We start from the raw sequence: 21,795 nt of genomic DNA, 5'->3' as shown, positions 1-21,795 counted from the left end.
ACGTTGGCGAAAGTATGCTCTGGAATCTGCTCATTGGAAGTGTTTTACTGGGAGCCGTTCACGCGGCCATTCCCAACCACTGGTTACCGGTGGTTCTCATTGGACGGGCGGAAGGCTGGTCGGAGCGGGAAACGCTGGGTGTGGTGGCGCTGAGCGGATTTTTTCATACCCTGAGTACGGTATTGATCGGCGTGCTTATTGGGGCTATCGGCCTGGAAATCTCATCCCGGCTGGAAGACCAGACCCGGCTCATTGCGTCGGTGCTGCTGGTGTTTATGGGCTTAATTTATTTCGCCATGCACAATGCCAGCGCCCCTCATGAACATATTCCTAAAGGATTGGATCGTCCCGGCCGATCCAAACGAGCCATTGTGACGACCTTGTCAGTAGCCATGTTGTTTTCGCCCTGTCTGGAAATCGAGACCTTTTTCTTTACGGCCGGTACGCTCGGATGGCCGGCCATCATTACGTTGTCAATCGCTTATACGCTGGTTACCATCGCCAGCATGGTTGCCTTAACGGCTGTGTCTTTCAAGGGTTTAGCGCATTTAAACTGGCACTGGCTCGACCATCACGAGAAACGGATCACGGGTGGTATTCTGATCGTTCTCGGCATTCTTACTTTTTTTATTGAACTCTGATATTCCTATGGCGCATACGCACGATGATGATCATGACCACGACGATGTGGAGTTGATCGAAGAAGGAACTACCCCGGCAGCGGAGGCATCCTCTAAAAAGGGCCCGGAACAAACCTGGATGACCTATTTGCCGGTGATGCTGAGTTTTGTCGGACTCCTGATCGGCATTCTCCTGGACAATCTGAAACCAGCCTGGTTCACTGGGCCGCTGCGACTGGGCTGGTATTTGGCCACCTATTTGCCTGTCGGCTGGCCGGTCTTGCGTCGGGCGTGGAGCCGCATTTTACAACGCGACGTATTTACTGAATTTTTCCTGATGGGCGTGGCCACGGTAGGCGCATTTGGTATTGGCGAGTATCCCGAAGGCGTCGCTGTAATGCTGTTCTATACCATTGGCGAATTGTTTCAGGATGCGGCCGTCTTGCGGGCACGTCGGTCCGTGAAAGCGTTGCTGGACGTGCGACCCGATCAGGTGACGGTTTTGCGAAATGGGCAAGCGACGGTAGTGAAAGCCGCTGACGTGGCCATCGGCGACGTAGTACAGGTAAAAGCAGGGGAGAAGGTGGGGCTCGACGGCACCATGCGCTCCGACAGCGGCTCGTTCGATACGGCTGCGCTAACGGGAGAATCCGTACCGCGCACCATCCGAAAAGGTGAGTCGGTACTGGCAGGAATGATCAACCGGCAGTCGCTGGTGGATATGGATGTAACGGCTGTTTACGCCGATTCCAAGCTGTCGCGTATTCTGAAAATGGTACAGGAAGCTACGGGCCGGAAAGCGCAGACCCAGGAGTTTATTGCCAGATTTGCTAAGGTTTACACACCGATTATCTGCGCATTAGCTCTGCTGATTACGGTGCTGCCCTACTTTTTTGTGGCCGATTACCAGTTCAGTCAATGGCTCTACCGGGGACTGGTCTTTCTGGTGATTGGTTGCCCCTGCGCGTTGGTTGTCTCCATTCCACTAGGCTATTTTGGTGGTATTGGGGCGGCTTCGCGGCACGGTATTCTGTTTAAAGGTTCGGTTTTTCTGGACATTATGACGCAGGTCAAAACCGTCGTGATGGACAAGACCGGTACGTTGACTAAAGGTGTTTTCAGCGTTACCGACGTGCAAACCGGGGGAATGGACAAAACTGAATTTGCCCGACTAACGGCTGCGCTGGAAAGTAAATCGACACACCCGGTTGCCACGGCGGTGCTGGCGTATGCCCCTAAAGACTACGTATCACTCGCCGTCGAAGGCGTCGAAGAGATTCCTGGACGGGGTTTGAAAGGTACGGTGGATGGGAAGTCGATGCTGGCGGGAAATGCTAAATTGCTGCAACAGTTTGGGGTTGCGTTTGATGAGAAACTAACCCAGATTCCGTATACGGTGGTGCTGGTGGCGGTGGATAATACGTTTGCGGGCCACTTTGTTATTGCCGATCAGATCAAAGACGATGCGAAAGACGCCGTTCGGCAACTGCATGAACTGGGACTGAAAACGGTGATGCTTTCCGGCGATAAATCGGCGGTAGTAAAAGCCGTCGGTGATACGTTAGGCATTGATACGGCTATCGGCGATCTGCTGCCCGAAGACAAGGTCAAACAAGTCGAAGCTTTGAAAGCGGAGTTGGCCAATACACCCAAAGCAAAATTAGCTTTTGTCGGCGATGGCGTGAATGATGCGCCGGTAGTTGCCCTGGCCGATGCGGGTATCGCGATGGGGGGCCTGGGGTCTGATGCGACCATCGAAACCGCTGATATTGTGATCCAGAACGACGAGCCTTCACGTATTGCCACGGCCATTCGGATTGGCCGGGCCACCCGGCGCATTGTCTGGCAGAATATCACGCTGGCCTTCGTGGTCAAAGCCATTGTGCTGATTCTGGGCGCTGGCGGGCTGGCTACAATGTGGGAAGCCGTATTCGCAGACGTGGGCGTAGCGATGCTGGCCATTCTGAATGCGGTGCGGGTCCAGAATCTGAAATTTGACAACCCTTAAACTAAACCTTATAAGTGTATTTGAGTAGGCTTTTAAGCTGTGGTTCGGCGAAGTTTTCAACTTCGTCGGCGTGTTATCCGGTCTCCGACCGGCCTACTAGCTGCGTTTTACGCCGGTCGGAGACCGGATAACACTCGAACATAGCTAAAAACTATGCTCAACTCCTCCAACTCAAACACACGCTATTGGTTTGTACTCATTTCAATACGTCTGCGACTTCGATTACTTCAAAAAACGGGTGCGTCTGGAAATAGTGCCGCAGAGGTAGCATGTGTGAAGACCCGAACAGCACAATGTGTAGCTTATCCGTTGGCTCGGCCTGGCGTAAAATATTGGTGAAAATTTTGGCATTACGATCATACCAGCTCGTGATAAACTCAACGCCTGTATAGTCATTGTCATAGCCTCCTGCGGGCGCATAAACGAAATAATCGGCTCGGTTTCCGGCGTCATACTCAGCCGAATTGATATAGGTGTAGTAGTCCCGGAGTGTTGAGCTGGCCAACTTTTGGGTCTTCTTTGGGTATGGATACGGCAGGCTAAGCAATTTGTACCCAGCCATTTTACGTAGCGCCACCGAATCCTTACTGGTCCGTTGCTCAAAGGTAGCCAGTTTGTCGTACGGAAGTGGTTGCTGATGATCGACACAAACTACCCGTGGCAGGCCCGCTTTACGCGCAATTCGGAAGCCCACCTGAAAAATCTCGTTACGTAGCGCCGTTGTGTCGAGCTTGCCCTGGCGATACGTGCTATAAAGACTATCCCAGTGTGCCTGCTGATCGGGTTCGTTCTCAATAAATATTTTATCGGGCTTCAGGTGGGCCAACTGGCTCGTCAGTTGCTGAAGTTCCTGCTGCCGCTTCGCCGAAAACAGATCCGTAAAGGAAGTTTTGCCCTTATCGGCGGTTTCAGCAAAGTGGAAGGTACCGAGTAGTAAAATTTTGATTTTAGGCGTTGGCTGTGCGCAAACAGACGTAGTGACTAAAAAAGCAGTCAGGTAATTGATGATTCGATACATAAGTAGGTTGATGGAGAGAGATTTTACACGTATTAGAGAGCCGTTCTGGGTTCAATAAAATCCCACAGGTTGCCATATAAATCTTCAAAAACAGCTACTGTGCCGTAGGGCTGCTCAACCGGCGGTCGTACGAAGTTTATGTTGTTAGCGACCATATTGGAATAATCCCGCCAGAAATTATCCGTAAACAAAAACAGAAAAACGCGTCCGCCGGTCTGGTTGCCAACGCGGCTTCGCTGCTCGTCTCCGTCGGCTTTGGCAAGCAATAACGATACCCCTTCGCTACCGGCAGGCGCAACCAATACCCAGCGCTTTGATTCACTGAGGATTGTATCTTCAATAAGCGTGAAATTGAGCTTCCCAGTATAAAATGTAATGGCCTCGTCGTAGTCATCGACGACAAGGGTGATATGGGCGATACGTTGTTTCATACTGCTAAGAAAGTGATTTTAAATTTATCTATGGCGAAACGTACTAGTGCCCTAGGTTTTGTTTGCTATTGGGTTAAAAACATGTATTTTTACCCTACCTCGTTCATCCTCACGTACATACAGCCATGTCGACTCGCAGAACCTTCTTTCGCCAAACCGCAGCTGCAGCAACCGGTGCCCTGACGCTCCCACAATTTTTACCCGAAACGTTTGCCCGACCCGCTGCCTTTGCTGATGCCGGACTGAAATCGGCCGCTCAGTGGGCGCAGGACGAGGATTTCTGGTCGTGGGTAAAGTCAGAATATACAGTATCGCCAACGTTGCTGAATCTCAATAACGGAGGAGTTTGTCCGCAGCCGAAAGTTGTTCAGGATGCGCACATCCGTTTTTATCAGTACTCCAACGAAGCGCCGTCGTATTACATGTGGCGAATTCTGGATCAGGGCCGCGAATCGCTACGCGAGAAACTGGCTGATTTAGGCGGCTGTTCTGCCGAAGAAATCGCCATTAACCGGAATGCCACCGAAGGACTGAATACCGTTATTTTTGGCCTGAATCTCAAACCCGGTGATGAGGTTGTTTTAACGAAACAGGATTACCCAAACATGCTGAACGCCTGGAAACAGCGCGAAAAACGTGATGGCATCAAGCTGGTGTATTTAAACCTGGATCTGCCCAGCGAAAATGAAAATGCACTTGTCGATCAGTACGTTAAGGCATTTACAGCCAAAACAAAAGTGGTCCACGTAACGCACATGATCAACTGGATTGGGCAGGTCATGCCCGTTCGGAAAATTGCGGATGAAGCTCACAAGCGCGGCATTGAAGTGATTGCCGATGGAGCGCACTCGTTTGCGTTATTCGACTTCAAAATTCCTGATCTCGGTGCCGATTATTACGCGACCAGCCTGCACAAATGGCTTTGTGCACCCTTTGGTAGTGGCATGCTCTACATCAGGCAAAACAAGATACGTAACGTATGGGCGTTACTGTCGAACAACGAACCCGACGGGCCTGATATTCGCAAATTCGAGAGTCTGGGTACGCGTTCTTTTGCGTCCGAAATGGCAATCGGCACGGCTGTCGACTTTCATAACAGCATTGGAACGGCCCGAAAGTTTGCACGGGCGCACTACCTTAAGAATTATTGGATGGAGAAGGTCAAGGAGTTGCCCGGTGTAAAAATTCATACCTCGCTCAAACCCGAATTTGCCGGAGCCGTTGCACTGTTTTCCATCGACGGCATGAAAACCAGCGAAGTGGACGGTGTGTTGCTGAACAAGTACAAAATCCATACGACGGGCATTGACTGGGAAAATATTCACGGCGTCCGCGTAACGCCCCACGTGTATCATTCGCCCAAAGACCTCGACCGACTGGTGGCTGCCATTACCGCCCTATCCGAAAAACAGGCCGTGGCCAGCAAGCAGAAAAAAGCCGATTAATGTAGAGGTCGTTTTTTGGTAGAAAATTCCCGATTGATCCTTCTTGCGTAACAGGCTACAGCGCTTGCTACGTATCGAACAGTATGGATCAAATAAATTGGGGAATTATTGGTTGCGGAGACGTAACGGAAGTGAAAAGTGGGCAGGCATTTAATAAAGTGCCGCATTCGAAGCTGGTAGCGGTGATGCGGAGAGATGCCGAAAAGGCCGCCGATTATGCCAAACGGCATAACGTACCAACCTGGTATGCCGATGCCGACGCCCTGATTAATGACCCCCATGTCAACGCGATATACGTAGCGACACCCCCCGGTAGTCATGCGGACTATGCCATTCGGGCGATGCGGGCGGGCAAGCCGGTCTACGTGGAAAAGCCGATGGCGCGGAATGCCGCCGAATGCGAGGCTATGAATCAGGTGAGTCGGGAAACGGGCATGCCGCTGTTTGTCGCGTTTTATCGTCGGGCGCTTCCCTATTTTCTGAAAATAAAAGAGCTGGTTGACACGAACGCCATTGGCGATATTCGCTACGTGCGCGTTCAGTTGAACTGGCAACCAGCCGCCAGAGAGTTAGGGGAAGGGCCAGAACCAAACTGGCGGGTGTCTCCAGACATTTCAGGGGGTGGGCTTTTCCACGATTTAGCCTCTCACCAGTTCGATTTCCTGGAATACGTACTCGGCCCTATCAAAACGGCCAGCGGAATTTCCCGGAATCAGGCTGGTTTATATGAGGCCGACGACATTGTCATGGCAAATTTTGAATTCGAATCCGGCGCTCTCGGCACCGGAAGCTGGTGCTTCACCGTAAATAAAGAGCAACGTCTTGAGCAAACCGAGTTCATTGGCTCCAAAGGGAAACTGACGTTTTCGTTCTTCGAAAAATACTTCATCCGGGTCGAAACAGAAATGGGCGTGGAGAATTACGACATTCCATTTCCAGAGCACGTACAACAGCCTCTGATCGATTTGATTGTGAGGGATTTACGGGGTGAAAGCAGAAGCCCCAGCACAGGCGAAACCGGCGCTCGCGCTAACGAACTAATCGACTGGATAACGGCGTAGTAGAAAGTCTAACGAGCCTATGTCTGGTATTGAATAGTAAAAAAGTGTTATTGCTAAGAAGGTAGTTAAAGAAGTGTTCGGAATTAGAAGTATCAATATCAAACTACCAATACACTTTTCTTATAATTGTTAAAGACTAAGATTAATATAATGACAATGTAGATAAATAAAATACTTGTCAATCCAAATACTGAAAAGGAGATGTATTTAATATGCTCACTTATTTTTTGGTATTTTAATATTATGCTTGTACAATATAAAAGAAAAGAAGTCGCAACTATATTTCGTAAATGACTATTTAATTGCGTCCATTTGTTGGTATGCATTATAAAAAGTGATGATCTGCGCATTTGACTAGGGGAGGCTTGGGTACTTTTTATAATGTCACTCAACTCTCTTAAACTATCTTTTCTACTTAATATGAACGCATACAAAACAGTAAAAATAGACATTGATATTCCAAACATGGTTAAATTGAAATTTGCTACATCAGATAGCAGCTCTAAAATCGTTTTATTTTCCATCGATTTGGCTTAAATACTCAAATAATACTGGCTGCATTGTGTTCATGATAAAGTTAATATTATAAATATTATTTTTCAAGTCTTCTTCGGTAATTTCCGTCTCAGAGTTGTATATTTCTTCAACCATTTGCTTAATAGAATCGCCTACCTCTTCATTAGAATATTGAGTGAATTTTATTTCCTTTTTCCCTTTAATAAAACGTTTAACCGCTCTAAAAGCCACATTCTTAAGCGCTGACGTTGAGATAAGATTGATTGCACTTTCAGCAGGTAGATCTTTATAATGGCTTTCAGTTATTATTCTAGTTTGGCTACCCACCAGATACGTCCTGAATATTGGCATATCTGACTCATAGTCGTAATCAACAGAGGATACCCTTATGATTACATCAGGTATTGTTTCCTCTCTCTCAATAGCTTCAAGTGCGGATTTTAATTTTATGTTTTTTATTTTTATTTTAAGAATTTTGCTCAACGCTATTTTTGCACTACTTATTATATCTGAGCTCTCCTTATTCGGGTCTTCGTAAATTAAAATCACCCACTGATATCGAAAAGAATGAAAATCATTTCCTTCTATAAGAGGGTATATAAGTACAAAGTTGTTTTCACTCCCAATTTTAGATTCTCTGGTAAATTCTATTTTATTATCCTTTTCAAAATAGCCATCGCTATAATTGGTGTTGAAAGCTGTGATTTTTAATAATAAAGTAGGTTCAGTATTTATTTTAATTTCCTCATAGGAAATGCCCTGTATGCCTTTTTCGAACGTTTTATTTTTCCTTTTAGATTTTAATATAATTGCTTCTCTGTTAAAATCATCTATGTTTTTCTTGATTTTATCTATCATTTCGTGTTGCGTAATTGCTCCAAATAAGCCAGTAGGTTTTTCTGTCAATTCGGAAACATATACAGGTATTTTGATTTTAATTGACTTTTGCTCTTCTGAGATATTCATATATATGTTTGAACTTATAAGGGTTATTGTTGAATATGTAAGTAGCGTATTTAGTAAATAAATACATACTCACGCTGTTAAATCAATCTTGCATTTGTATTGTAGAAAAAAAGATTGTCTAATTTCAATTTACAAGTAAATAGTGTTTACTAGTCGCTACAAACTTAGACGTGTAGCAGAGCTACGTGCTATAGAACTAGATTTCTCATATTATAAGTCACCCTTAGTTTCATAAGCTTTTATCTGTTGAAACTTGACTATAGCTTAAAGGAATGCTTTATCGCTATAACTTCCAAACAGTAATTCTGCGAAGTAACTAAACGGTATTCAGGATTTCTGGTACAATGGCCCTGATGGTTCTTAAGTACTGAACCAACGAGTCGGATTCTATAATTCTGTCAGAAAATATATTTTACATACAAATACTAAATTAATAAAAGCAATTTTACATACATTTGGTGAATTAATGGATTCTGACTACTGATTGAACTAGCCCATGAAGGGGACTAACCTGGGAGAATTTGAAGAACTGGTGCTGCTGACGATTGCCGCGCTGGTTAATGACGCCTATAGCGTGGCCGTTTGCGATGAACTGGAAAAGCACACAGGCCGAGCTGCAAAGCTGGGCGTTGTCCATGCCGTGCTGAATCGGTTGGAAGAGAAGGGACTGGTGAAAAGCAGAATGGGCGAATCGACCAGCGCACGCGGAGGCAAACGAAAGCGCTATTACGAAGTAACGCACGCTGGAAAAGTAGCCATCACCAAAGCCAAAGAAGTACGTGAATCGCTCTGGAATAGTATTCCCGGTTTTAATCTGGAAGGCTCGATATGAAACGATTTGACAGCCAGAACGATCGGTCAGAGGCTGAGTCGCCACAGCCACCCCGCTGGGCGCAGCGTCTGATCCGTTGGTATTGTCGGCCCGACCTGCTCGAAGACTTGCAGGGGGATCTGAATGAATACTTTGCCCGCAACCTGAAAACCAAAGGAGTCAAACGAGCCCGGCTGATTTACTGCCTCGATGCGCTGAAATTTTTCAGGCCGTATACCGTTCGCAAACCCGATTTCATTAACCTCTTCATCCATTGGATCATGATTGGCAGCTACCTTAAAACCTCCCGGCGCAGCCTGGTGCGCAACAAATTATTCTCCTTTATCAATATCTTCGGGCTGGCCGTGAGCATGTCAGTGGGCTTGCTCGTCATTGCCCTGACTACGGATTTACGTTCGTACGATGATTTTCAACTAAAAAAAGACCGGACGTACCGCGTCATCACGACGTATCAGGACCGGGATCAACCCGCTATGGAATTGGCGTCTACATCGGTTAAGGTCGGCCAGAAAATTCGGGAAACGGTGGCGGGCGTGGAAGACGTAACGATTCTCCGCAATGGGTTTTCGGGCGATGCGCACGTTGGCGAGACGATTATACCGATCGACGCCTTTTATGCGGATCGTTCATTTTTTAAGGTATTTACGTTCCCCTTACTAAAAGGTGATCCGGCCACCGCCCTGAAAGAGCCCTATTCGTTGGTATTGACCGAGAAAACAGCCCAAAAACTATTTGGCGAGGCCGACCCGCTAGGGAAAATCGTACGGTTTGATACGTTGACTTATACAGTTACCGGCGTAGCCAAAGAGGTGCCTAAATTGTCCCACCTTCGATTTGGCGCTTTAGTTTCGTTCGCTACCGCCGACATACTGGAATCCAGGAAAGACCCCAATTTCTATAGCTGGGGCAATATCTGGCAGAACTATGTGTACATCGTTCTGCCCTCAACGCAGACCCCTGAATCGGTGCAGGCTACGCTGGCTACCTTAAACACGCAGGAAAATGCCGTTATAAAGAACCGAAAATATACAGTAGCGCTACAGCCACTAAAAGAAGCCGCCCTGGGGCGGAAACTTGAAAACGCCATTGGGCCAACCATGATGCCCATGGTCATTTGGATTTTGGGCGGTCTGGCACTCATCGTTATGCTCTCGGCCTGCTTTAACTACACCAATCTCTCCATTGCCCGTTCGTTGCGTCGCTCGCGCGAAGTAGGCATTCGCAAAATTATCGGTGCGCTGAAAAGCCACGTGCTTGGCCAGTTTATGGCCGAATCGGTACTTATCGCCCTGTTGGCGCTGGTGTTTTCATTTGGCCTGTTTCTGTTCCTGCGGACTCAGTTTCTGGCACTCGACTCACATATCAGCGATCTGGTTTCGCTCAACCTGTCACCCAAAATCATTCTCTATTTTGTCGTGATGGCGGTGGTAGTTGGTTTGGTCGCTGGCTTTTTTCCTGCGCTGTTTTTCTCCCGCATCAACGCCCTACAGGTGATCAAAGACGTATCAACGATGAAAGTATTCCGGCATGTCAGCATGCGCAAAGCGTTGATTGTCATTCAGTATACCATCTCGTTGATTTTCATTGCTACCACCTTAATTGGGTATAACCAATACCGGGGGTTTCTCTCGTTCGACTTAGGGTTCACTACCGAAAATATTCTGAATATCCGATTGCAGCAGAATAAAGGAAATCTCCTGAGAAAAGAGCTGGCCGAAATTCCGGAAGTACGTGAAATCTCTCAATCGATGATGATCACAAGCCTGGGGAGCATTCATGGTACCAGCATGAAATACACAAATCCGGACGACTCGGCGATGGTCTGGCTAAATCTGGTTGATGAACATTATTTACCCGTGCACAACCATAAGCTGATAGCCGGAAAAAATTTCACCTTACGTCCGAAGAAGGGTGAAGAAAGCGAAGTTATTGTGAATCAACAGGTACTGAAACGGTTCAATATTGCCAATAAAGACCCGCAAAAAGCCCTTGGTAAAATGATAACCGTAGACGGAAAGAAGCTGGCCATTGTGGGTGTACTAAAGGATTTCCATTATGGAACGATGGACAAGAAGATTGAACCCGTCATGTTCCGCTATTCGTCCGACGAACCCTGGGGGTATCTGAATGTCAAGATTTCGTCCACCGATTTGTCGTCCACGATGGCAAGTATTGACAATGCCTGGCGCAGGATTGACAAGATTCACCCCCTAGATGCCAAGTTTTACGACGATCAGATTGAACTGGCCTACAGTCAGTTTGTGGTCATGGTGAAGGTAATTGGCTTTATTGCCTTTCTGGCCATCTGCATTGCCTCGCTGGGTTTATTTGGCATGGTGGTGTTCACAACTGAAACCCGATTGAAAGAGATCAGTATCCGTAAAGTGCTGGGAGCCAGCGAAGAAGGGCTGATTTATTTATTGAGCAAAGGATTTCTGAGTATGCTCATGATTGCTACGTTCGTGGCGCTTCCGGCTACCTACTTCTTCTTCGACAAAGTGGTTTTAACCAACTTCGCCTACCACCAGCCCATTGGCCTGAGCGAATTGTTGGCGGGCGTCGTAATCGTGATGTTCCTGGCCTTCTTACTGATTGGCTCACAAACACTAAAAGCCGCCCGTAAGAACCCTGCTAACGTATTGAAAAGCGAATGATTACTTCGGGTCGTTGTAGCCGTTGGCGACGCGCTGAAATTCAGTGATGATGTCGTGTAGAGACTGGTAGTGAGCCTACATCAGTTGTGAATTTATAGGTATTGTTGTCATCTCCAGGAAAGCCAAACTCATAAATTAATGTAGGGTGTGCCACGTTCCTTTTGTTTGCGTTTTAGTTCGGCTACAAGCGCCTGTTTTTCAGGGTCGTTCTGATAGCGTTCGGCAGCGGTTTTGCGCTCTTCTTCTTTTTCAGCGACCATCCGCTTGACACCCTTCAGGAAACGTTCGTACGCTTCCCGATCTTTGGTTGTTGGCTGTTGCGTTTCCATCGTTGTCGTGATTAATATCATCCAAGATACAATTTTTTAATCAGAAAAGTTGATTGTTATATACTGCTACGTGTGGTAAACGATCTATACCAATATCCCACTGCCCCCAGCCAACCCAACACCAGCCATACACCAGCGGGTAGCCCGAACATAATGGCCATCAAACCAATAATGAAGCCTGCAAACACGCCCGTTAACCAGCGGTCGGGCACAATGTCGCGACCGTATGCAAGGCTGTGCATCAACATCAGCCAGCCCCAGCCCGTCAACCAGAGCCAATTGATGTAGTCGAGCCGGACGTCAGGGGGGCAGTTACGTAGAAGAATCAGCCATTCAGGGAGCCAGATCAGGCCGTAGGTGAGTGCGTATCGGCCAAAACGCTGTAACCAGGATAGCGGCAGGTTCGGCAGAATAAGTAGATACTGCCGCTCGAATGCGCTGACTTGCCCACTCACCTGAGAATGCCCTAAAATGGCTAGCATCAGGCCGATGAGTAACAATCGCTGATCATAATCGTCGGTTGGGTAGAGCCGACAAACGCCCGCTAATAATAGACCAGAGAAGGCTTTTGTCAGCACGAGCGAGAGCGGTTCGTATCGGAGCCAGTACGTCGGAAAGAACAGCTCATAAGGCAGCCGGATGCTAAGATGCGGTAAGCGGAACGTATCGGGGCTTGGATGGCGCAGGCGGTAATCGTTCATTGTAGCCCCTGTCAAAACCAAACTCACTACGCATACAACAATAGCACTCAGTGAATCCCATTTCTGATAGGTTATTCCAAGTTGAACCATCCAGCCTGCATAGGCAATGACAGGAAATAACAGGGCCGTTTGTACCGCCAGCCATAGCGTAAAGCGTGTTACGTTCGGCACGAGCCAGAAGGATTGCAGAAACAAATGCTCAGGCGCACTTAACATCTGCCGGACAAATGAGGTAGTTTTTAGCAAATACAGGCCCCACAGAACGAACACGATACCTAAAAGGAACGGCGAGCCGAGAGCTGCAGTAATGAGCGCTTTGTGTTCACGGGCACTCAGAAAGCCAAACGCCAGCAACAAGATAACCAGAAACGTACCGGCATTTTTGGCGTAAAACGGACCAACGAAAATACGGTATAAAAAAGTCAGCATTGGCTGGGTCAGTTTACGGCTGTAATAACTCCCTCACCAACTTGCCAGGCGCTGGTTAGGTCGAGGCCCGTCAGGCTGATATCCTGGTGCGACGTGAGCAGAAATGATACGTTCTGTTCGGTGCGGAGTTGCCGGATATAGTCAAACAGCTTTGCGGCTGTTGCTACGTCTACAGTCGTCAGGGGTTCGTCGAGTAATACAAGCCGGGGTTCTCCGAGCAAGGCCAGCAGTAAGGATAGTTTTTTGAGCATCCCACTCGAAAACGTACCGGTCGTTTGTGTCCAGAATTTATCTACGCCCAACGTTTCCAGCAACGTATCGACTTGACCAGTTGGCGCTTTCTTGGCCTGTCCAACGAATCCGACCAGGTCTCGGGGGGTTAGAAAGGAGGGGTAAAGTGGTTCTGCTTCAGCATAATTGACGCGAAATCGGTAGGCGACGGGGGCGTGGTTGATTTCGTACTGATTTTCCAGTAAAATTTCCCCTGAAAATGGCAACAGACCCGCTACGGTTCGAAAAAACGTGGTTTTCCCGGAGCCGTTGCCTCCCCGAAAATAATGGATACCGGGCGGCAGATGCAGTTCCGGTACCGTCAGAACAGTGCGGCCACTGTATGATTTGGTGAAATTAGTGACGGTAAGCAATGGTAACAGGAATGATGAATTATAAGTGATGAATGAGTTCTCTTGTAATGCTTAGCATTATGGGCAAAATTCATCATTCATCATTTATAATTCATCATGCCTGTTACCATTTCACACTCAACCGAACGCCACCGACGCCATTACGGGCGGGAGCTGCGTTAAAATAGCGGTTGCCAACAGCATTCAGGTCGTAACCCAGTGAGTAGGTTCGGTCCAGTAAATTGTCGCCACTGGCGTAAAGGTCAAGCCCCCAGTTTTTGCCCAGCGACCGCCGGTACCCCACCGTTGCCTGTAGCAATTGATAAGGGTCCGACAACGCGGTGTTGGCATCGTTGAGTGGAAATTCTTTCAGGAACTGGAACGTCACATGCGCATAAAATCCCGATCGGGTTTCGGCGTCCAGGCCCGTTACGTAGGTGGTTGGCGCTACGCCCGGTACCCGGTTGTTCGACAGGTCGGCTGTGCCTTGCTGGTAGTCTTTAAACCGATAATTCGTGAGCGTCAGGGTGTTCCAGAATCTGACCAGTGAGAAAAAGGAAGCCGGGGTAGCCGAAGGTGAAACGAAATCATAGGCTAACTGGGCTTCCAGACCCTGCTGATCAGTACGTCCTGCATTGACAAAGTATTCGGCCCCAGCGGCATCTGACCGACGGACAATGGTTTCGCGGAGCTGAAACTGATATACGGCAACGTCAAAACGAAGCTTGCTGTTGATCGCTAAGCCACGGACGCCCACCTCATAACTGGTGCCGCGTTCAGGGTTAAGTGTCGTATTAAAACCGCCCGCCGACGGTCGAACTTCCTGACTCGATGGGGCAGAATACCCGGTGCTGATGCTCAAAAAAGCTGATACGTTCTGGCCAAAGGTGCGGAGCAGCGAGACGCGCGGCAGCCATACCGGCGAAAAGGTTCGGGCCAGCAACGTAGCGGGCAATGCACCAACGGCCCGTGTTGGAAAGCGGGTGAAATCATAGCTAACGTTATTGCGGCTCAGACCCGCTGTCAGTCGGAAACGAGCGGGAAGTTCCGCTTCGGCCTGGGCAAAAAGTGTCGATTGCCGGGCTATTAATTCTTCGTCAGTCTGGATCGTGTCAGCGATGCCGAGCCGATTGCCAAAGTTGCGGTCTACTGTAAACGTGCGCAGAAACTCTCCTCCGAACGTAACGGTTGTTGGTAGCGGGCCATCTGGAAACCGAACTTGCGTAACGGTTCGGCCGCCAAGTCCCTGATCTGTACGTCTTTCGTAGTTGGTGATAAATGGATTGGCAAAATCGGTGGTGGAACCGAAAATGACCGTTGTATTCTGAATTCGGTCGTTCCACTTATACTCGTGCGAAAGCCCCAGGTAACCTACTTTCTGATAGATGCCCGCCTGTTGGGCGGCACTGCTCGGCAGCGTTGCGGTGGCCGGTCGCGACGCGCGTGGGTTTGCTCTGAACTGGGCTTCGGTCAGGCCGCCGGGTGTTTGATAATGCAAATCTGAATATAAGGCCAGCACGGACACCGTCCGTTTTGGACTAACTGAAAATGAACCGATCAAGCTCAGATTGTCGCGCACTACGGCACTCTGGTCCCGATAGCCATCCGACTGCAAATGATTATAGGTAAGCGAAATAGCGGAGTTGTTCTTGCCGGTTTGCACCGAGATTCCATTGCCATACAGGCCGTAACTTCCCCCCAACGCCGACACTTCGACACTGCTTTTATTGGCCGGAACGGCCAGTCCACTAAATAGAATCGTTCCGCCCGTTCCGGCGCCGTACAAACTCCCTGAGGGGCCTTTGATGACCTCGATTCGGCCCAGCGCCCGCACGTCCAGCGCATTAAGGGGTGTGTTGCCGCCCGCGTCTGTAAGTGGTAATTCATTCCAGTAGGTCTTAATGTTCCGTACCCCAAACGGCGAACGTATCGCGCTGCCCCGGATGGCCAGTCGGTAACTCCCCGGCGACCGCTCATCGGCCCGAACACCTGGCAACGTATTGAGCGCGGGTACGAGCGTGGGAATGCCAAACCGCTGGTTCAAATCCCGCCGGGTAAGCAACCCGACCGAAGCGGGCGTTTCCAGTAACCGCCGATTGGTGGCGTACCCCCGCACAACGACCTCGCTGAGCTGGAGCGTGTCATCTAAAGAGGTTGGGGTAGGGGTTTGGGCGAGAAGAACCGTTGAGGAAGCTCCAAGGATTGAAGTAGCTAATAGTAAAAGTACGTTGCGCATGTAATTTCAGGAATGTCTGTAAAAGTACAACGTAGCGTTATGGAGTTGGCAATTTGACCCGATATAATCCGAACGGATAGCTAACTTTATCTTCGCCGTTATTGTAGCGTTTGGTACGGTGAATCTGGGCGGCCGTTACGTAGAGATACCCATCGGAGCCAATGCCGAAACTGTCTGGCCATAGTAGTCGATCGTCCTGCACCAACGTTTTAAGCTGGCGGGCGGGCGTAAAATAACGTATTGATTTGTCTGGCGAATCGGTCAGGTAAACGTTGCCAGCTTTATCCGCGATCATGCCGTGCGAGACGCCCGTTTCACCCATCGTCTCTACGTGCGAGACCAGTTCAGCGGGGTTGAGGGCCGGGTTCGCCAGGTACTCGGTGGCGATACGAAACAGTTTGGTTTGCGTAATCGGTCGAAAGTAGAGGTACTTAAAATCGTGAGTCAGGGCAATGCCGTTGACGTTACTCTTGAATGGGTTTCCCTTGCTGTCGCGCACCTCTTTATTGTCGATGTTCAGCACAAAAGTCGGATCAGCTTTTGTGGATTTATCATTCTCCAGCACCGTCCGGCTTTTGCCCGACGCCAGATCCAGCACAACGATGGCGCCCCGCCCTGGGTCCGATAAATAGGCTAACTGCCGACGCGTGTCGATCTGTACATCATTCAGCCCCGTACGGTCGCGGGGTAAATCCTCGAAGCGATAGATTTTCTCCACTTTATTAGTAGCTAGGTTGATTTTCAGGAGTTTAATGCCGTTGGGCATGGCCTTCATGCCCGCAGGGCTGGCCGGGTCAAGTACCCAGAGCGCATTGGTCTGATCGACGAAGAGTGCCTGAACATTGATGAATCGATGCTGCGGATTCAGGGAATCCCATTGATTCCATTCGGCATTGGGGTAAGGGCGTCGCGTTCCCTTACCAGCTTTCCGGTCAATAATTTCCACCAGGCCGTAATCGTAATTTTCCGGGTTTTTTGGAAACGTAACAAAAACTCGGTTTTCGGCCGAGACACCAAGGCCGATGGGTTGATGTTTGCCAAACTCGACCACTGTTTCCAGCTTCGGCGATTGAGTCGGTTGCGCCTTGACAATCAGGCTGATACAGAGGAAGAACGTAGTGACGAATAGTACTTTCATAAGAAAAATAGCGTCGGAGGTACAGGTATAACGCCTGATGCTGGATAGAGTTTACACGCGTTAATAACATCTGTCACACAAAAGGAAGCGGCCATAAGCAAAGGTCTTCCAACAACCTTTTAGGCCATCTTCGCCCGTTGCTCTTTCCTGCTTCCTCCCTTTTTACCTATCTTTGCCCGCAAAATTTCCCTTCATGACATCGCAAACCAAGTATAAACGCATCCTGCTCAAATTGAGTGGGGAGGCTTTGGCTGGGCCTACCGGCTACCACATTGACCCCGCCGTACTGGAACAGTACAGCAAAGAGATTAAGAAAGTAGTCGACATGGGTGTACAGGTAGCTATCGTTATTGGCGGTGGCAACATCTTCCGGGGTGTTTCGGGCGAACGCTCGGGTATCGACCGCGTCCAGGGCGACTACATGGGTATGCTCGCAACGGTCATCAATGCCATGGCCATCCAGAGTTCGCTCGAAAAGCACGGCATGTACACGCGTGTGATGTCGGCCATTAAAATGGAACAGGTTTGTGAGCCTTACGTACGTCGTCGGGCTGTACGACACCTCGAAAAAGGCCGGGTCGTTATCTTTGGGGCGGGGATGGGTAACCCTTATTTCACAACGGATTCGACGGCGGCTCTGCGGGCTATTGAAATTGAAGCCGATGCCGTGCTGAAGGGCACCAAGGTAGACGGTGTTTATACCGCCGACCCCATGAAGGATAAAACAGCCACGCGGTATACCTGCATTACCTTCGACGACGTTTACGAGAAGAAACTAAGTGTTATGGACCTGACCGCTTTCACACTTTGTCAGGAAAACAATTTGCCAATTATTGTTTTTAACATGAATCAGGGTGGAAGTCTGGTAAGACTGATTCAGGGTGAAGACGTTGGTACGTTGATTTCATCCGAATGCGCGTCGGAGTCTGCGTAAAAATTTGTCATGCTGGAACCGCAAAGGCGGTCCGTACCAGCCCGGTGCCGAAGGAAGCATCTTCGGTAGCCTTGGTTCATTAGTGACTAAAAATAGCTGAAAGAAGATGCTTCCTTCGTCAGCATGACAAATTAAAAAAATGGAAGAGATCGAGCTGTTTCTCGACGATGCAAAAGACACGATGGAAAAGGCACTTAAGCACTTGTCCATTGAATTAACCAAAATTCGTGCCGGTAAGGCCAACGCTGGCATGCTTGATGGAATTCAGGTCGAATATTACGGGATGCCCTCGCAGTTGCATACAGTAGCTTCCATCAACACACCCGACGCTCGTACCATTGTGATCAAGCCTTTTGAAAAGAAACTCATTGGCGAGGTAGAAAAGGCGATCCGTAATTCCAACCTTGGCCTCAACCCCAACAACGACGGTGAGCAGATTCGGTTGAGTATCCCGCCCATGACCGAAGAACGTCGTCGTGATCTGGTGAAGAAGGTGAAGCAGGAGGCCGAAACGGCTAAAGTCAATATTCGTAACATCCGTAAAGCCACCAACGATGATATTCGCAAACTGGTGAAAGACGGCGTATCGGAAGATGCGGTGAAAGTGGGTGAAGAGCGTGTTCAGAAATTAACCGATGCGTTCATCGCCCGGGTTGACGAGACGTTTGTGGCCAAGGAGCGGGATATTTTAGTGGTGTAATGCCTTGCAAATCAACAAAATACGACTGGCGATGAAGATAGCAACACTTATTGTACTTGGCGCCATCGGGTTTTGGTCGTGCGAGGGAGGAAGTTTCAAGAAAAAGAACTGTAAAAGCTGCGAAACCGTGACCACCGGTCAAAACTCGCAGCCAACGCGCATCACAAATGATGTTTGTGGGGACGACGAAGTGGCCGCGCATATTGTAGCTAACACGACCAGTAATAGCAGCGTAACCGTTGTCACTACGTGCAAATGATCTCTGTAATGTGTGGTATCGATACCACTTATTTGTTGACTACACAAACGCCGATCCTGTCAAGGGTCGGCGTTTGTGTGTAAGTAAGGTTTTCGAGATGTCAAGGCTGCTTATGCCATAGGATACCTCCCAAATGATGATTGTGACGGCTTTTGACACCGATTTCTATATTTTGGTTAGTCAAATTATTACCTTGCAATACCCAAGTCATTGGGCTAGATAAACTATTGGAATCCCGGTTGGCATGTGCTGGCCGGGATTTTTCGTTCCCATTTCGTATAAATTTCCAGCTAAGTAACTGGTTGAATCAAGTCCGCCTATTTTTGTCTTTGAGTGGATCTCACCTGCACTGTTTCACCTGTAACGAGATCATTTAATGACATGTACTCGCATTGCGCATTTTATATAGTAATCGGTGAGATATATGTAGTGCAGTAATTAGCTTAAAACAGCCCTATAATCCAGTGGGCGATGAAGAGTAGGAGCGTACCTGAAATAAAAAAATAAGTGTCCAGGGGTCTGGAATAAGGAGGAACGATTTTTTTTCATACGTAATAGATATATAACTAACTAAAAAGTAACAGTTATTATATGTATCTCAAATGTAACTACTAGTAGACCTTCAGTAAATGGTTATTTGTTGAAGGGTAGCCTATATATACAAGTGAATAGTACAATAAACCGAAGGCAGATGCTGTACGAAGTGATGTAAACTACTATCAGACGCTTATGCTGAATAATTGGCTAGATAGTGACATTTACTTCGTGGCTTAGCTTACGTTGATTGAATTAGTTTTTAATCGTTAATTATGCGGTATCTTCCCTGTCGTAGCGATTCAGGGATCAGACGTAATTGGGGAATAAAGCGTTAAGGTCAGTATGAAGGCAAGTAAATTTCTTTTTGGGCAGTGGGTTACGTTAATCGCCATCCTGCATTCGGTCGAAGCACAGCCGTATCGTTATTCGATAGTAGAGGGGCCTAATAATACGCAGGTCATTAAAAAAGAATCGAAACCCAACTCCAATGTCTTTGACCAGGTAGTCAGCACCCTGCCGTCAGACGCTGTGCAGGGACGATCGGGTGGGCGCTCGTTATTACCCTATGCACCAGAACCGAAAGGCCAGATTAATATGACACAGTTCGGTACGGGAAAGTATTTCTCGCCAAACTTTCATTTCTGCATTGACATACTGGGAAATAAATCGGTGACGGAGCGAAAGGCAGTGGGTATCAATACGTTCACAAACTGGTCGGTTAAGCCTGAACATAAATCGCAACTGGTTTTTGGCGATGAGATGCACTATGCTACCGAGAATTTCCTGGGAGATATGCGCAATGCGAACTTCTATTTCAACTCCTTACAATCGTTTTTTAATTTTGTCTGGGGAGCCGTTCCCGCCATGGGGTATGGTGGGTGGGCCAATACAAAGTACCTTGTCTACGACATAGAAAGTAGCCTCTGGCTCAATGCCGGTAACCGGGAAGAAGGTCCATTACCTGGCTGGACTGATGCGGGCTTTTTCTCAAAACAGGGAAGCAGTAATGGCAATTGGCACGATATCAAGAAGCGGCTTATTCAGTTAGAAGGATCAAAGGAAACAATTACGATTGAGCAACTGGCGGCACGTGGGCAAGCGGCCTGGATGAACGAGATGTTCGTTCGCCGGGCTAACCGACTTACCTTACTCCTGGAAATTGCTCGCCGGAAAGGAAAACCCGGTAGTAAAGTCGCGTTAGGCGCTTCGATGGCGCAGGGTGAACCCCGCGTAGACGTTGAGAAGGAAAACGCATTGTTTCTGGAGGGAATTTGCGTTGTGTCGCATATCGGCGGTGACAGCCAGGGAAATCTTACGCTCAACAAACCGGGAGGAGGTACTGAAACCTTTCGGTTCAATGGTGGATTTTACGATCACGAAGATTTTGATCAGGGCTATTGGTATCGGGGGGATCCCGATATGGACGAGTGGGATAAGGATGATATCTTCAAAAAGAAAAAAGCTGGAACGCAAACGTATCCGTATATCTGGAGTAAAATTAAGCCCCGTCACATGGTGGGCGATGAGAAGGGATATATTCAGGAAAACCGACGGCTGATGCGGCTTAGAAATGGCAAGGTACGTCCGATTTGGCGTCAGATCGAGCCGTTCTATGAAGGAGACTGGCACGCGCCGTTCGCAGAGGTTCAGAATATTCGCCGTTACGGAAATGATAACTTCCGGGATACGCCAAAACTCTGGCAACCTCCCTACGAACAGTATTCGCGCTACGTGGTCACGCGGTTTTTCGCGGGCGACGAACCCGACTGGGGGTTTTATCTCTTCCCTACTGATCCGCCCGACATTACCAAAGACCTGAGCAATCCGGCAGATCCCGATACAAAGGCTTACTATAATTTCTATCAGCACCCGGTTTCAGCCATGCTCCAGGCGCGCGCTGATTTGCAGCCTTACGAGACGTATTATCCAGGCAGTACATTGGTTGAAGACCCGGAGGTACAGGTTAATCAGACGGGTAGTTTTGTGGCGTATAATGGCGTGGCTGCGGTAAACAATAATGGTGGAGTTCATGGGCCCAAACGACCCGCCTATATGCTGCGTTACAAAGCTGTTCCGGGTGGCTGGCGTGTGCTGATCATGGGCGGTATGGTGCAGAACTGGGGCGAAGAACGTATCGATATTGTGCGCGTACCGGGTGGCGGATTAAACGCTAATCAGTTCAAGGTTAAGCTACGGGGTCCGGCGGCCCAGGTCTACGAGTTTATAGTCAAGTCGGCCGATCGTAATCAAACTTACGAAGCGTTGCCTGCTGCGCAATCTGCCTGGGAAAAGCCCGGCTATGCGGGACGAGTAGGCGCCCTGCCGAGCAATTAACGTAACGCAGGTTGCTTGCGTAGT

18 protein-coding genes are annotated in these 21,795 nt (G+C 48.6%); 10 read left to right on the top strand and 8 right to left on the bottom strand.

Translation table 11 applies throughout. The annotated features are described in order from the left end of the window. The first annotated feature begins 14 nt into the window (after positions 1–14). Together ACYVEA_RS01060 and ACYVEA_RS01055 are read left to right on the top strand one after the other, a co-directional pair. Positions 15–641, top strand: coding sequence for a hypothetical protein (locus tag ACYVEA_RS01060; RefSeq protein WP_461111444.1), 627 nt, complete (start codon positions 15–17; stop codon positions 639–641). 7 nt (positions 642–648) lie between these two features. Beyond that, positions 649–2,628 (top strand): heavy metal translocating P-type ATPase, encoded by a 1,980-nt coding sequence (locus ACYVEA_RS01055; protein WP_461111442.1) that lies wholly within the window; start codon positions 649–651, stop codon positions 2,626–2,628. A 196-nt stretch (positions 2,629–2,824) separates the two neighbouring features. Here the strand turns inward: ACYVEA_RS01055 and ACYVEA_RS01050 are convergent, their stop codons facing one another. Beyond that, positions 2,825–3,646 (bottom strand): DUF5694 domain-containing protein, encoded by an 822-nt coding sequence (locus ACYVEA_RS01050; protein ID WP_461111441.1) that lies wholly within the window; start codon positions 3,644–3,646, stop codon positions 2,825–2,827. A gap of 32 nt (positions 3,647–3,678) precedes the next feature. Beyond that, a complete protein-coding gene (locus ACYVEA_RS01045) occupies positions 3,679–4,077 on the bottom strand; it encodes a VOC family protein (RefSeq protein ID WP_461111440.1) in 399 nt (132 codons plus the stop codon). Positions 4,078–4,202: 125 nt separating this feature from the next. On the opposite strand from ACYVEA_RS01045, the gene ACYVEA_RS01040 reads away from it, so the two are divergent. Beyond that, positions 4,203–5,522 (top strand): aminotransferase class V-fold PLP-dependent enzyme, encoded by a 1,320-nt coding sequence (locus ACYVEA_RS01040; protein WP_461111439.1) that lies wholly within the window; start codon positions 4,203–4,205, stop codon positions 5,520–5,522. An 83-nt stretch (positions 5,523–5,605) separates the two neighbouring features. Continuing rightward, positions 5,606–6,583, top strand: coding sequence for a Gfo/Idh/MocA family protein (locus tag ACYVEA_RS01035; RefSeq protein WP_461111438.1), 978 nt, complete (start codon positions 5,606–5,608; stop codon positions 6,581–6,583). Positions 6,584–7,096: 513 nt separating this feature from the next. On the opposite strand, the gene ACYVEA_RS01030 is transcribed toward ACYVEA_RS01035, so the two are convergent. Continuing rightward, the gene (locus ACYVEA_RS01030) at positions 7,097–8,065 is read right to left on the bottom strand and encodes a hypothetical protein (protein WP_461111437.1); all 969 of its coding nucleotides are present in this window, start codon (positions 8,063–8,065) and stop codon (positions 7,097–7,099) included. A gap of 496 nt (positions 8,066–8,561) precedes the next feature. Here ACYVEA_RS01030 and ACYVEA_RS01025 point away from each other — a divergent pair, with 496 nt between their 5' ends. Then, positions 8,562–8,897, top strand: a complete 336-nt coding sequence (locus tag ACYVEA_RS01025) for a PadR family transcriptional regulator (RefSeq protein ID WP_461111436.1) — start codon at positions 8,562–8,564, stop codon at positions 8,895–8,897. After that, positions 8,894–11,551 (top strand): ABC transporter permease, encoded by a 2,658-nt coding sequence (locus tag ACYVEA_RS01020; protein WP_461111435.1) that lies wholly within the window; start codon positions 8,894–8,896, stop codon positions 11,549–11,551. Before ACYVEA_RS01025 ends, ACYVEA_RS01020 begins: the two co-directional genes overlap by 4 nt. A 128-nt stretch (positions 11,552–11,679) precedes the next feature. Here the strand turns inward: ACYVEA_RS01020 and ACYVEA_RS01015 are convergent, their stop codons facing one another. The 5 genes from ACYVEA_RS01015 to ACYVEA_RS00995 all read right to left on the bottom strand — a co-directional run bounded on the left by ACYVEA_RS01015 (position 11,680) and on the right by ACYVEA_RS00995 (position 17,007). Further along, positions 11,680–11,880, bottom strand: a complete 201-nt coding sequence (locus tag ACYVEA_RS01015; protein WP_461111434.1) for a hypothetical protein — start codon at positions 11,878–11,880, stop codon at positions 11,680–11,682. 56 nt (positions 11,881–11,936) lie between these two features. Further along, positions 11,937–13,010, bottom strand: a complete 1,074-nt coding sequence (locus ACYVEA_RS01010; protein WP_461111433.1) for a hypothetical protein — start codon at positions 13,008–13,010, stop codon at positions 11,937–11,939. Positions 13,011–13,018: 8 nt separating this feature from the next. Beyond that, positions 13,019–13,654, bottom strand: a complete 636-nt coding sequence (locus ACYVEA_RS01005) for an ABC transporter ATP-binding protein (RefSeq protein WP_461111432.1) — start codon at positions 13,652–13,654, stop codon at positions 13,019–13,021. 103 nt (positions 13,655–13,757) lie between these two features. Further along, a complete protein-coding gene (locus tag ACYVEA_RS01000; RefSeq protein ID WP_461111431.1) occupies positions 13,758–15,869 on the bottom strand; it encodes a TonB-dependent receptor in 2,112 nt (703 codons plus the stop codon). A 37-nt stretch (positions 15,870–15,906) separates the two neighbouring features. Continuing rightward, positions 15,907–17,007: an SMP-30/gluconolactonase/LRE family protein gene (locus ACYVEA_RS00995; protein ID WP_461111430.1), complete on the bottom strand. Its 1,101-nt coding sequence runs from the start codon at positions 17,005–17,007 to the stop codon at positions 15,907–15,909. Between the two features lie 193 nt (positions 17,008–17,200). On the opposite strand from ACYVEA_RS00995, the gene pyrH reads away from it, so the two are divergent. From pyrH to ACYVEA_RS00975, 4 genes are all read left to right on the top strand, one after another. Next, positions 17,201–17,941 carry a UMP kinase gene (pyrH, locus tag ACYVEA_RS00990; RefSeq protein ID WP_461111429.1) on the top strand — a complete coding sequence of 247 codons (741 nt, stop codon included), beginning with the start codon at positions 17,201–17,203 and terminating at the stop codon, positions 17,939–17,941. 139 nt (positions 17,942–18,080) lie between these two features. Next, on the top strand, positions 18,081–18,641 hold the full coding sequence (frr, locus tag ACYVEA_RS00985) for a ribosome recycling factor (RefSeq protein WP_093823093.1): 561 nt from the start codon (positions 18,081–18,083) through the stop codon (positions 18,639–18,641). Between the two features lie 31 nt (positions 18,642–18,672). After that, on the top strand, positions 18,673–18,900 hold the full coding sequence (locus ACYVEA_RS00980) for a hypothetical protein (RefSeq protein ID WP_461111428.1): 228 nt from the start codon (positions 18,673–18,675) through the stop codon (positions 18,898–18,900). Between the two features lie 879 nt (positions 18,901–19,779). Beyond that, on the top strand, positions 19,780–21,771 hold the full coding sequence (locus tag ACYVEA_RS00975) for a hypothetical protein (RefSeq protein ID WP_461111427.1): 1,992 nt from the start codon (positions 19,780–19,782) through the stop codon (positions 21,769–21,771). The last annotated feature ends 24 nt before the right edge of the window (positions 21,772–21,795 follow it).

Source organism: Spirosoma jeollabukense, from assembly GCF_054777855.1.
Note: the sequence above shows the minus strand (reverse complement) of the source record. Positions and strands in the feature narration are given on the sequence as shown.